This is a genomic window from Micromonospora sp. NPDC048843 (genome assembly GCF_040649965.1).
Taxonomy (GTDB): Bacteria; Actinomycetota; Actinomycetes; order Mycobacteriales; family Micromonosporaceae; genus Micromonospora; species Micromonospora hortensis.
In genome coordinates, this window is record NZ_JBEZGJ010000002.1 from 62,890 (window position 1) to 75,077 (window position 12,188).

General features: G+C 68.1%; 9 protein-coding genes and 1 pseudogene. 3 read left to right on the forward strand and 7 right to left on the reverse strand.

What is annotated here, in order from left to right:
• Positions 1-9: 9 nt before the first annotated feature.
• The 7 genes and pseudogenes from AB0C20_RS00915 to AB0C20_RS00945 all read right to left on the reverse strand — a co-directional run bounded on the left by AB0C20_RS00915 (position 10) and on the right by AB0C20_RS00945 (position 9,173).
• Positions 10-693, reverse strand: coding sequence for a hypothetical protein (locus tag AB0C20_RS00915; RefSeq protein WP_357566942.1), 684 nt, complete (start codon positions 691-693; stop codon positions 10-12).
• 29 nt (positions 694-722) lie between these two features.
• Positions 723-3,209: a hypothetical protein gene (locus AB0C20_RS00920; protein WP_357566943.1), complete on the reverse strand. Its 2,487-nt coding sequence runs from the start codon at positions 3,207-3,209 to the stop codon at positions 723-725.
• Positions 3,206-4,714 (reverse strand): hypothetical protein, encoded by a 1,509-nt coding sequence (locus AB0C20_RS00925; RefSeq protein ID WP_357566944.1) that lies wholly within the window; start codon positions 4,712-4,714, stop codon positions 3,206-3,208. Before AB0C20_RS00925 ends, AB0C20_RS00920 begins: the two co-directional genes overlap by 4 nt.
• Positions 4,715-5,097: 383 nt before the next feature.
• Positions 5,098-5,766 (reverse strand): type ISP restriction/modification enzyme, encoded by a 669-nt coding sequence (locus AB0C20_RS00930; protein WP_357566945.1) that lies wholly within the window; start codon positions 5,764-5,766, stop codon positions 5,098-5,100.
• Between the two features lie 28 nt (positions 5,767-5,794).
• Positions 5,795-8,266, reverse strand: a pseudogene (locus AB0C20_RS00935) (type ISP restriction/modification enzyme); the annotation flags it as partial.
• 356 nt (positions 8,267-8,622) lie between these two features.
• Positions 8,623-8,874: a hypothetical protein gene (locus tag AB0C20_RS00940; RefSeq protein WP_357566946.1), complete on the reverse strand. Its 252-nt coding sequence runs from the start codon at positions 8,872-8,874 to the stop codon at positions 8,623-8,625.
• Complete coding sequence (locus tag AB0C20_RS00945; RefSeq protein WP_357566947.1) at positions 8,871-9,173, reverse strand: DivIVA domain-containing protein; 303 nt, start codon at positions 9,171-9,173, stop codon at positions 8,871-8,873. The genes AB0C20_RS00940 and AB0C20_RS00945 overlap by 4 nt, the downstream gene beginning before the upstream one ends.
• Positions 9,174-9,404: 231 nt before the next feature.
• On the opposite strand from AB0C20_RS00945, the gene AB0C20_RS00950 reads away from it, so the two are divergent.
• From AB0C20_RS00950 to AB0C20_RS00960, 3 genes are all read left to right on the forward strand, one after another.
• Complete coding sequence (locus AB0C20_RS00950; protein WP_357566948.1) at positions 9,405-10,292, forward strand: helix-turn-helix transcriptional regulator; 888 nt, start codon at positions 9,405-9,407, stop codon at positions 10,290-10,292.
• Positions 10,285-10,482 carry a DUF397 domain-containing protein gene (locus tag AB0C20_RS00955; RefSeq protein ID WP_357566949.1) on the forward strand — a complete coding sequence of 66 codons (198 nt, stop codon included), beginning with the start codon at positions 10,285-10,287 and terminating at the stop codon, positions 10,480-10,482. The genes AB0C20_RS00950 and AB0C20_RS00955 overlap by 8 nt, the downstream gene beginning before the upstream one ends.
• Before the next feature lie 138 nt (positions 10,483-10,620).
• Positions 10,621-12,168 carry a CBS domain-containing protein gene (locus AB0C20_RS00960; RefSeq protein ID WP_357566950.1) on the forward strand — a complete coding sequence of 516 codons (1,548 nt, stop codon included), beginning with the start codon at positions 10,621-10,623 and terminating at the stop codon, positions 12,166-12,168.
• The last annotated feature ends 20 nt before the right edge of the window (positions 12,169-12,188 follow it).

Genomic DNA, 12,188 nt, shown 5'->3' on the forward strand with positions numbered 1-12,188 from the left:
TGCCCGAGCTCAACGGTACTGACGCTGCTGGGCAGCGAGGATCTCCGACCTCACCTTCATGGGCAGCTCGACCACCTCGACTTCCAGCCCGAACCCGCGCAGCGCCGCGGCAGCCCAGGAGCGCGCGGTCGTGAAGTGGTGGGCCGCCTCCGGGTCGGAGAGGCAGAGCACCAGGCGCGGCGAGGTCGGCAGCGACGACGCCACGAAAATCAGGCGGAACGCGTCGGCGAGCACCTTATGCTTCTGCGCGGACTTCGGCGGCCCCTGGTGCGCCCACGCCTCGACGAGGACGGTCAGGTTCTCATCCGCCCCGTCGACCTCGACCCGGGACCCATCCTCCAGCACGAATCGCCGAGGGCTGAGCGCGCAGCGCAACCGTACGCCGAGCAGCCCGAGCATCACGCTCTCGGCGTGCCGTTGCACCGCGCTGTCGCCGGCGGCCGGTGCCGGCCGGGTCTCCTGCCGCACGATCGGGGCCGCCGTACCGCCCTCCCTCGGGAGTTCGTTCACAATCTTGCCGGTGGGCCCAGCGTATCTGCATATCCGACGGCTCTGCTCCAACCGGCGGCACACCTGGTTGATGGTCTGCCGCGGTTGCACGTCGAGCCGTCGGGCGAGTTCGTCGTCGTCGAGCGGCGTCCTGGTACGCAGCAACTCCTGCATGACCCGCTCCGCGATCGTGAGGCCCCTCATCGAAGTCTGGTTCCCTTCGTCCGGCTCGCTCATGGGCTGGTCCTCTGACTTCCGAAGGCGTCGTCCGGCCCGGACGCCGTTAAGCGCCGGTCAGGCGGGCGCAACGGCGTGCCGCGCGAGTAGGCGGCGATACCGGTCATCAGGTTCGACCAGGTCTCGGCCCGCCACGTGGCACCCGTCCGGGTGACCAGCAGCAGGCGTCGCCCGTTCCACCAGCCGTGCACCGCCGGCTCACCCTCCGACGCCACCTGCACGTCGGGGAAGTCGCGCAGGGCGTCGAGGGCGGAGATGACGGCTTGACGGGTGGTCCGGCCGCCGGTGACGCGCACGACGGAACCACTGTCGAGCCAGGCACCGATGAGCCGGTCCACCGCGTCGTGCAACGCCGAGCGTCCCAGGATCCAGCCGAGCTCGGCCACGAAGTCGTTCTGCCCGAACAGCAGACCGAAGGTGTGTCCGCCCAGGCCGGCCGCGTACCGGCGGACCGTCTCCACCGGCACCGCCGCGAGCCATTCGGTCCACTCCACATACGCCTGCCGTAGCTCCTCGAACTGCTCGACGAGTTCGCTGTCCGACTCAATCCGGCGGTGAAGACCGCTATGCAGTGCCACGAGCCCGATGGTGGCGAGGGCCGCCTGCTCGTCGTCCAGGCACTCCTCCTGGTCGGTCATCCATAGTTGCAGCACGACCCAGTAGAGAAGGTCGGACCAGTCGCTCGGATCCAGCCAGAGCCCGCCGGCGACCAAGGTCAGCACCAGTCGGCTGACGGCCAGCTTCGCCGGTAGCGACCATCCCTCCGACGCGTCGACCAGTCCTTCGATCTCACGTCGTAGTCGGGTGCGCTGGCCCGGCGTGAGCGCGTCCAGCACCGTCGCGACAGTCTCCGCCCGGGCCGGCGGCCTCTCCGCCGTCGTTCTCTGCTCCTCCTGCCCGACCCGGGGCGAAGCGCCATTGTCCTCGTCCGCGTCGTCGAAGATCTCTTCGTCGGCTGGCGTCGACCGGCTCCGGCCGTCCACGCCGAGGGTAAAACGCAGCAGCGCCGGCCCGACGGCCGCGGTGATGCGACCTTCCACCTGGCGCCGCCGGTTGATGCCGGGCGGGGTGGCGATGCCGTCCGGGCGGACCGAGGCCAGATAGGCGAGCGCCTCGACGAGCGCGGCCAGGTGCGCCTGGTCGGCGATGACGAGCGGCAGCGACGTGTGTTCCAGCGGGGACGGGCGGTCGATGCGCGACAGCGCGGCAGTCACGTCGGTCACCACCACGTCGCGGACTTCGACGCCCATGTCCGTCTCTACGTTCACGGTCGCTCGCCCACCGGATACGAGGGACCGGTCGGCAGCCGGGACACCGACGTAGCGGTGGAGTTTGCCGTCGCTGTGGTGGTGGTCGAGCCTCAGCCCGTCGACCATGAGCCATGCCGGGGCCAACTCCGTGTCGACCAAAACCGTGGCCTCCACCCGCTCGGCGTCGACCCGGACCCCGAGCACGCGCAGGGCCGCCTCCGACGGGACGCGTTCGCCGGGTTCCCGTACGTGCAGAATCGCCGGCTGCGCCAGGTCCACCTCGTGGGCGGCTCCGGTGTCGATCAACGGGGCCGTCTCGGTGAGCAGGCCGAGCTCGCAGTTGCCACCCGTGGCCATGGTCCTGACCAGGGCGGCCATGCTGCAGTTTGCGCTGCCGGTCAGCGCCCACGACTGGTCGGCCGTTCTCCACTCCACGATCTTCGCGTGGTGATAGCGGCTGCTTCTCGGGGTGGCGACCACGCCCGTCGGCGCACGTTTGACCACTCGGCCGAGGGCGTCTGGGTCGCACTGGACGTCCCGGGTGAGGAGGAGGTGAAGTTCGTCGGGTCCGAAGCGGTCGAGCAGCCGGCGTAGCGCCTCCGCCCGCGGGTCGAAGAACGGGGCGGCGACCGCGAGCGACGTGACGTGCGTCTTCGGCACCGGAAGCTGCTCGACGATCGGCCGTACCGCCGTCGTCACCAGCACCGGCTGGCCGGGCGCCTGCCCCGCCGGACGGGCGGTAAGCAGCGCCGCGACTCGGTCGAGGCGTTCGCGACCGAGGTTCTCCACCCAGACCGCGGTGGGCAGTCGACGCAGCCAGGCAGCGAGGTCATGGAACAGCTGCGGCACCGTCTGGCCTGCGCCGCGCAGCAGCGTCCAGACCTCGGCGTTGTGGTGCCAGCCAGACGGAGTGGCATTGCCGGACCCGATCGCAACCACGGCGTCCGTCTCGGAGGCGATCACGACGAGCTTCGGGTGGAAGGCCCCGCCTCCCTTGCAGACGACCGGCAAGGCCAGGTAATCGGCCCGGCGGGGCCCCTGGGTGAGCTGTTCGGCGTCGTACAGGATGGTGGTACGGGCGCGGACGGCCTGCGCTTCCCGCAGGCAGACGTCCTCGAAGAAGGACAGGTCACAGGTGTACGTAAGGACGAGGACCTCTTCGGCGTCGGCGAGCGGCCGGCCGCGCAGCAGCGCCGGCGGAGCGGCTCCTCGCAGGTCCTCCCACGGCGTCACGACGTTACCTCCCGGGCGTGCCGGCCGGGACGCCAGATCCCGCCGTCGTGGGCGACCACATCCAGTTGCTGCATGACGTTGGTGAAGGTCGGCAGCCGGAGGGAGACCGCCCCCCGGCCCTCCCGGCCCTCCAGCCGCCACCGATCGCCGACGCGCCGCAGGCGGGTGGGCAGGCGCAGGCCGTACCGGGTCCACTGCATCTTCTGCCGGCTCACCGATTCGGCGCGGTGGAACAGCGCGGCCGCAAGGCCGGAGACGGCCTCGGCCAGCGGGCGGTCGGCGTCGCGGTCGAGCCACGCGGCGACGTAGCCGGGTCCCAGGTCGTCGGCGAATGCGCCGACGAAGGCGTCCCGGGTGACCGGGTCGAGATGGTCCAGACGTCGGGCGCCGACGGCGAGCAGCCGCAGCATTCCCAGCACCGTCCAGTCATCAACGTCGAGCGCGTCGCGGTACAGGTCGTGCTCGACCGGCAATGGGTTACCGACGTGGTCGACCACTGGAGGAAGTCCGTCGACGAGCACCTCACGGACGGTTGCGTCCGGAAGAGCGCGGACGAATTCGGCGATCGCCTGCTCAAGGGTGCCGGTGCTGGACAACGGCGACACCAACCGCGCCCAGATCAGCCGCCACGCCCAGACCGACCAATTGCGCAGCAGCGCACCACGCCAAACGAGGGCATGAGGGTGCAGGTCCTCGCCCACCAACTCCAGCAGCCCCGGCCGGAAGCAGCACCACCGGTCCATGGACATGTCGATCGACTCCGCATCGATCTGCTCGCCGGTGAGCGCCCCGACCAACAGCGCGGCGCTGCGCCGATGGGTTCCGGCGTAGTCGAGGTGGCCGCGGTCGCCGAAGTAGGCGTTCCGCACGCACGCTCCGTCGGGGGCGTCGCCGATGGCGCACACGCACAAGTGGCGCAGGGCGTCGAGGTCCGCCACGGAAAGCGGCCTCCTCCGTTCCGCCACGCTCAGCGCCTCATCGAGGGCAGCGAGCTGGTCGGCGTCGGCCGCCGGCCCGGGCAGGGGAATCCGCCCCCCATCGGTGAGGCCGAGCACCACCTCGATCCCCGCGTACGTCTGCAGGTAACCGCTAGGCACTCGGCTGTACGCGTCGGCCACCCGACCGACATCGACGGCACGCCGCCGGTCCAGTTCCGGCCGAATCGTGTTCACGCCGTGTGACCCGAAGGAGCCCGCCCGTAGGTGGTGGTCGTCGTCCGCCTCACCGTGCGCGACGGACACCGCGCCCAGCACGACCTCGGCGCGGCGGACCAGCGCACGGAACCGTTCCAGGTCCGTCTTGTCGGTCCAGCCGCGCCGCTGTGCCTCGATCGCGAGGCGGGCGTGCAGGGCCAGGTAACGGGCGTGGGGGGTGGTGGTGATGACGCCGGGAATCAGCGCCGCCGCGTGCGTGCCGATCACAGTCTCCACGGCGAGCGGCTGGCGGCCGGTGTCCTCCGGGGTGTCGGGTTTGAGCGTCCACGCCGGACCAAGCATCGCGGTCACCAGCGCTTCCCCACGCTCGGCTGGTCCATGAGATCCACCGCGCTACGGAAGCAGACCAATCCGACGCGGCCAGCGAAGTGACGGATAGCCGACATGCTTGTCTTGTCAGCGGCGCAGGCGGCGGGTGCTGGGGCCGCGGTGTTCAGCGCGGAGCAGACGGCGAATCAACACGGCGCGCTACGGCGACATCCTCGATCCCGATATATCGGCACGGGCGCGAGCTGTTGGCGAAGCTGCACCAGAGCGGATACGCCGTCACCTGCGACGAGGCGCTGGGGCGGTGAGGGCCCCAATCCGGAGACGGTACGACGGCTGCTCTGCGGGCACTGCTACGCCTGTTGAGGTTCCGCAAGCGATCGGAAGGGTGCATCGACGGGAAGCCGTCAGAACAATCTCGGGCTGCGCCCTTCGTCAACCGTGGTGAGCTTGGCGGCTCCCTGTATCGGCAGGACGCCACCGGCCGCCAAGTCTGCCACGGAGATCAGCCGACCGGCGCAGATGCGATCCAGTAGGTCCGCCTGCCGCTGTTCCACAGCCACGCAACCGCCGAGTACCGCGAGGATCTCCAGCAGCTCGTCGGTCAGGTCGCTGCCCCACCGGTTCAGCTCCTCGTCATCCAGCGGAGTGGAGCGACGTCGGTGGCGTTGGTGTGCGCAGCGATAGTTGAACCAGTGCCGAAGAACTCTCATCCCACCGACGTCGTACTCCCAGACTCGACGGTGAACGGGAGCGATGCGCCCGCTGCCGACCAGCAACGTCTCGCTGTCCGCCTCCCAGGAGATGCTGTCGGGGAGGGCTCCCGGCTCGTCCGGTATCGCCGCCTGCACCCTTGGCGCCGCCTCGTCAACGAAGTCGCGGAACGAGATCGGGCGCTCGCCCAGGCTGATCTGCCCGAAGGTGTGCTGCCACAACACCTCGCGACCGATCGACACCGCCTCGGCCCAGTTGTTGGCATCCGCTGTCAGCGGCACCCGAACGCCGGGGTGCTGCAGCTCCTGCCGAAACCGCTCGGTGTAGCCGGGGTGGGCGGTGACTGCGGCGACGTAGGCCATCACATCGGCGGGCCGCCACCTCGGTACCGAGCGTCTCGGCCAGCATTGCGCACAGCCCTGGTGTGACGTTCGGTCGCTCTGTCGAGGTGTCGCAGTAGAGCGGAAAGACCCGCCCGCTGCGGCCGTTGTAGTGATCCAGGTCGGGTATCAGCTGGGTGAAGGTGACGCCCGGGCCGCTCTCGATTGGATGGCTGTTCTGCTCGGTCAGGTAGACCTGGTGTGGCGACCGGACTGCCCACAGCGGTGGTCGTGGCATCACCATGAGCCGGCTGTCCGGCAGCACCCACTGTCGGTCGAACGAGCGGTAGGCGACTCGCACCGCCGCCGGCGGCGGGCCCGTCTCCGCAACGAGCGGACCGACGGGGGCCGGCATCCCGGGCAGCGGACGCACGACGCTGTCGAGCTTGCGGTCCCGGGACTCGGGCAGCATCCGTCGGCGCAGGCCCTCCCCAGCTTGGATAAATCTGCGCCAGCGACGGCGCAGGGTGTCGGCGTCCGGGGAGTAGATCCAGGTCCGTCCTGCCGTCACACCGCGGGACGACTCCGGAAAGAGCTGCTTCAGTCCCGGGTAGCGCTGCCAGTCGGTGTCGGAATCCGGCAGAAACGGTGCCCGCCAGTCCGCGCGGCACCGCTGCCACCCCGGATCGGCGAGGCGCAGCTCCTGCAACCGCAGGAGCTTGTCTTCCCTCGCGCCGTTCAGTGACACGGTCCTAACCGTCGCCGGCGTGGTCCGGTCGCCCTGGCCGTAGCGGGCGAACACCGCAACGCACAGCTGCCGCCCGACCTCAGGCCCGAAGAGGCGGGTGTGCTGCTGCGGCCGGTTCCCCTCAGGAGAAAGCTCGATGATCCACCCTTCGTCGCAAGTCCGCCGGAGGTACTCCCGCATGCCCTCGAAGGACTTGCCCTTGACGAAGCTCGACGGCGTCACGAAAGCTACGACCCCCTGCGGCTCGCCGGGGTGAGCCTCGAAGGCCTTCCACAACGCCCAGCGCCAGAAGCACCACGGCAGCCCGTAGAGGTCCGACTCGTAGCGGCCTCCGCCGGGCACCCGGAACTCGTCAAGCGAGGGCCGATCCGGACGGGTCCCCGGAAGAAGGGGCGCCTTCCGCCGCTCTTCGATCCACGGTGCCCGCCCCCGCGTGTTCTCCACGTGCGGGGGATTGCCCACCACGACCATGACCGGCACCTCACGCTTGATCCGGTTTGCCTCCAGGCGAGAGCGTTCGATGACCCGGTACGCCGCCCGCAGCCGACCCTGCTGAGTATCGGGATCCTCCAACGCGTCGGTGAGGAACCGGTACTCGGACGGGGGAAGCTCGGTACGAAACTGCGCCTTCATCGCCTGGTGCAGCCGAAGTTCGGTGACGGCGTAGGGCGCGGCCTGGATCTCGAAGCCGACGAGACGCTGTTGGAAGAACTGCCGCAACCGTGGCCCCCGCGCGCCCGCACCCTGCTTGGCGTCGATCGTCGCCGAGACCGCTCGTAACACCTCGACTAGGAAGGTTCCGGTACCCATGGCGGGATCCACGACAGTGACATCATGGGCGGCGAACCCCCACGAACGAACGAACCGGTCACGCAGAATCTCGTCCACAAAGTCGACGACCGCACCCGCCACGGGCTGTGGCGTGTAGAAGGACCCGCTGCGCCGCCGCAGCGTGGGGTCGTAGATGGACAAGAAGCGCTCGTACAAGTCGGCGTGGATATCGCCCCGCCCGTTGTCGATGGTGCTCCAGTCCACACAACCGATGACCCTCAACAAGGTATCGATCATCCGAAGCTCGTAGGCGGCGTCGTTGTCGGTCAGCACCGCCAAAGCCCGGCCCATGAGGGAGTGCTTTTTGCCGAGCAGACGGGCGATCTCGTGCATCGGGGTCTCGTCGAAGACGATTCCGTCGATGCGGGCAAGGAGCAGTGCGAAGGTGACGGTCTGGGCGTAGGCGTCCGCGAAGCCGGCGTCATCCAGATCGGGAAACAGCAGGTCACGCCAGTCATCGGCGAGCAGCGACAACTCCTCGTGGGCCAGATCACGGGTGGGGTCCGCGAGGATCGCACCAACCTCGTCGCGCAGCAGCCGACACAGCCCGGCGACGATCCGGATGAGCTGGGCCAGGGTTCGCGGCTGTTCGGGTTGCCACAGCAGGAACTCCTGGATGAGGGCTTCGAACTCGGACCCATTCGCCCGCAGCGGGCGCCGACCGCCCGAGAGGTCGCCCTCCAGGTGAACAACGGAGCCAGCCAGTTCTCCGTAGGTGTATCTCGCCCAGGCAGTGCCGTCGGAGTAGAGGACGTTCGGTAGGGCCTTGAGCTTCTCCCACTGCAGGCGCTCACGTTTCGTGGGGCGATGCCAGGTCGAGGGGATCCCGCGCCCATCGGCTTTCAGCTCGACGTACCCGACGCGGACTCCCCCAACGTCCACGGCGAAGTCGGGGCGCGCACGCACCACGTCGAGCCGGACCTCTCCGTAGGGAACCGCGTCGACTCCCAGGTGCCGGCCCATGCGACGAAGCAACTCTTCCAGAGGACTGCGCAACTGATCCTCGGGATCACCGCCTCGACCGGTCTTCTCGCGACTCGGGCACCGAAGGCAGCCACCGCTTCGGCGGTGGGATCTGGCACCAGGCGTAGCTGACGCTCACTGGAAGGCGTATGACGGCGACGTGCGGGACTACCCATGAATCCCCCTGCTGCCGTGGGCTGGCCCCTCAGGATTACCGGCGCTTCACGCCGAGCACATCCTGCAATCGATCGATAGCCATGCGTGACTACAACTCGTAGGATCGGTACCGCCTATGCCCTGACCAGTAGTAAAAGCACGCGCACCCGCGCCGCAGGTATCTCGGGTTGGACCGGCTATCAACGGCGCAGGCGGCGGGAGCAGGGCCCGTCGTGGTCGGCGCGGAGCAGGCAACGCCGACCGCCGGGCAGCCGCAGGTCACAGAAGACCCGGTGCCGGACGAGCTGATGGTCCTCTTTGGAGACGGTGGTCTCCCCCGGATCGGTCATCGGCAGCACCAGCATCCAACGGCCGATGACCCGGGCCAGGCGCTGCGCGGCGGGCAGGTCGGTGGCAACGATGGGCAGGTGGATGACGTACCGCTGACTCATCGGATCTGGTCCCGTTCGTTGCGGGCGCCGGCCTGATCGGTCTGCCAGCGACGTAACGCCGCCTTGATCCGGGCCGTCTCGCGGCGGCTCTCGGCGAGAGCGGCGTAGACGGCGGCCATGTCGACGGCGACCCGGTCGAGGAAGGCGTACACGTTGTCGGGGTTCAAACCGCGACGCCCGAGCCCGGTCGGCATGAATCGACGCTCACGCACCTGCCACGGCAGCAGACTTGTGTACGCAGCGGAGCGATAGGTCGCGCCGCCGCTCGCCGCCCCTGGCCGCTGGTTGTTGGCGTTCATGTCTGCCTGCTTTCCTGATGCCGAGGGGCGAGGGGTGTTCGGGGAACACGGCGGCCGTTCGGGGGGACCGGCCGGCCGCCGTGCTGTGACCAGCCTGCGACAGTCCGCAGTGGAAACGCAACGTTCTAAACCGCGATTTCGCTGTTGTGCATTGACTTTCTTTGCCGAAACCCGTAGGAGTTGCAGGAGCAGGTCACGCAGTGTTGCGTGCTGGAACCAGGGAGTGTGCGGATGCCCGACGACATCGGATCGACCGTGCCGCGCCGGCAACTCGGCCGGCTGCTGCGGCAGTTCCGAAACGAGGCCGGCGTGACGCTCGACGCCGCCGCCGAGGCCCTCGAATACAGCCGGCAGAAGATCTGGCGCCTCGAATGCGGCCAGGGCTCGGTCCGGGTGCTCGACGTCAAGGCGATGTGCGAGCTGTACGGGGTGTCGCCCGAGATGACCGAGGCGATGCGCGGGCTGGCCGTGGAGACGAAGTCGAAGGGCTGGTGGCACGCGTACGGCGATGCGGTGCCGAACTGGTTCGAGCTGTACGTGGGTCTAGAGTCCGCTGCGGCCCGACTGCGGGAGTACGGCGAGACACTAGTTCCCGGCTTGCTCCAGACGCGCTCCTACGCCCTTGGACTCTTTCAACCTGGGAGTCGGCTAAGCCCCGAGGAGCGTGAGCAAGCAGTCGAGGTGCGGTTACAACGACAGGCGTTGCTGAGGCGTCGACTGCCAAAGCCCCCACGCTTGGACGCAGTGCTCTCCGAGGCGGCACTCCGCCGAGTGGTCGGTAGCCACGGCGTAATGTCCGACCAGCTCAAACATCTGCTCGAAGTCTCCGAGCAGCCGAACGTCTCAGTGCAGGTGGTGCCGCTCGCTGCCGGGCCGCACCCTGGAGCGGTCGCTGGCTCGTTTGTGATCCTCGACTTCCCGACAACCAACGGTGGCCGGAGTGCGCCCGAGCCCTCGGTGGTCTACAGCGAGTCGCTGACCGGGGCGCTCTACCTGGACAAGCCAGATGAGCTGATGGCCTACGAGGACACCTGGAGAGGACTGGCGGCCCTCGCGCTTGGCGCGGCAGAATCAAGAGACATGATCAAGAGGATCACCGGGGAGATGCGGCATGACTGATCTGACTGGCGCCGTCTGGCGTAAGAGCACCCGCAGCGGTGACAACGGCGGCAACTGCGTCGAGGTCGCCACCAACCTCCCCGGCGTCGTCGCGGTCCGCGATTCGAAGGACCCGGCCGGACCAACCCTGTCGTTCTCGCGTGATGCTTGGCGACGATTGCTCTCCACCGCCACTGGTCGGGCAGGCTAAGTCAAGATCCGATTCGAGCGATCATCACTTCCATCCCAGGGCACGAGCTGGCTGGCTAGCGGCAAAACAGGGGCATCGCCTCCGGCCGCGTCGGACTACCATCGCTGCGCAGGGTCTCCGAAACGGACGGGATCAACTATGACTGCGGCGTGGATGGTTCGAGCCGGGCGGGACGGCGAACGTGAGGACGCGGCACTCCGCGAAGGTCTGGCCATCGCAGGTTGGCCCGAACTCGGAGACCTTTCGACCGTTGAGACCCGCGCCGAGCTTCGGGATCTCGTGAGCAATGCTTATCCGGACCGCAACAGCGCCGTCGTAGCCAACTGGACCGGCCAGCTCTGGCGCTTCATCAACCGAATCAAGGTCAACGACCTGCTGGTCGTCCCACTGCGTCGACGCGAGCAGCTTGCGATAGGCAAAGTAACCGGCGGATACGAATATCGTGCCGACGCGCCTCTGGGCTTCCGCCACGTCCGACCCATGACCTGGCTACGTACCGATGTATCACGTAGCGCCATCCTTCCTGACCTGCACAGCTCGATGGGCTCGCTGTTGACGGTGTTTGAACTGCGGAGGCATGACGCCGTTCGCCGAATCACACACCTCGCCGAGCACGGCGCCGATCCCGGTCGGGATCCTGGCGAGGCGGGCGAGAACACTTTCGCTACTCGCGATGAGCTTCTCGATCGCGCCGGCGACGAGAGCGCACCGTCCGCTCCTCGCCTGAGCATCCGAGACTTCCTGGCGATGTGGAACGCCGGCCGTCGAACCGCAGGTGTGGTGGCGGAGATCGAAGCGGACCTTTCGGATCGAGGCCTCACCACTCGCCCTCCATTCACCGAAGGCTGGATCGACAATACGATCGAGCTGGTTCCGGTCAGCGTGGAGCCGGAGCCGGACGTCGTCCGACCGATCGAGGATTCCCGAGTCCCAGCGCCCGCCGAAGCGGTGGCCGCCGAGGATCTTCCACCCGTGTCGCTCCGGATCGGCGATCTCGAATCGGCGAACCGGCCGGTCCTCAGCGTGAGCACGGACGACACGCTCGCGGCGGCGATAACGCACATGCTCGCCCACGACTACTCACAGCTGGCCGTGTTTGACGCCTTTGGCGGGGTGCGCGCGGTCAGCTGGGAGTCCATCGCCAAGGCACACCTCGCCAACCGCGAGGCCACACTGCACGACGCGACGGTCGCGGTCCGCGTCGTCGATCACGACGCCGACCTGTTAGCCCAGGTCGACGAGATCTACAAGGTCGGATATGTGCTGGTTCGAGGTCAAAACGACGGAGCCATCACGGGCATCGTCACCACAGCCGACCTAACGCAACAGTTCGCGACCATGGCTCGCCCGGTGGCCCTGATCGAAGAGATCGAACGTCGCCTCCGACGCCGCGTTGACGAGGCTTTCACACTTGACGAGATCCGCGGCGCATCGATGAAGCCGAACAAGACCAACTCTGCAGCCGACCTGACTCTCGGCGCTTACGAGCACCTACTCAAGCCCGAGGACGTCTTTCGTCGGCTCAGGTGGCGCCTAGACCAGCAACTTTTTCTCAACGCCCTGAAGGCTGTGCGGCACATTCGCAACGACCTTATGCACTTCTCCACGGACCCACTGACTGCAGATCAACTGCAGGCCATCGGCGGTCTTGTCAACATGCTACGGACGGTCGATCCACGCCCGTGACTCTCACGCTGGCGTTGCAC

Excerpts from the sequence above, each read along its gene's own strand:
- AB0C20_RS00930 (WP_357566945.1), bottom strand. The coding sequence starts at position 5,766 with ATGGCCTACGTCGCCGCAGTCACCGCCCACCCCGGCTACACCGAGCGG.
- AB0C20_RS00945 (WP_357566947.1), bottom strand. The coding sequence starts at position 9,173 with ATGAACGCCAACAACCAGCGGCCAGGGGCGGCGAGCGGCGGCGCGACC.
- AB0C20_RS00940 (WP_357566946.1), bottom strand. The coding sequence starts at position 8,874 with ATGAGTCAGCGGTACGTCATCCACCTGCCCATCGTTGCCACCGACCTG.
- AB0C20_RS00915 (WP_357566942.1), bottom strand. The coding sequence starts at position 693 with ATGAGGGGCCTCACGATCGCGGAGCGGGTCATGCAGGAGTTGCTGCGT.
- AB0C20_RS00950 (WP_357566948.1), top strand. The coding sequence starts at position 9,405 with ATGCCCGACGACATCGGATCGACCGTGCCGCGCCGGCAACTCGGCCGG.
- AB0C20_RS00960 (WP_357566950.1), top strand. The coding sequence starts at position 10,621 with ATGACTGCGGCGTGGATGGTTCGAGCCGGGCGGGACGGCGAACGTGAG.
- AB0C20_RS00955 (WP_357566949.1), top strand. The coding sequence starts at position 10,285 with ATGACTGATCTGACTGGCGCCGTCTGGCGTAAGAGCACCCGCAGCGGT.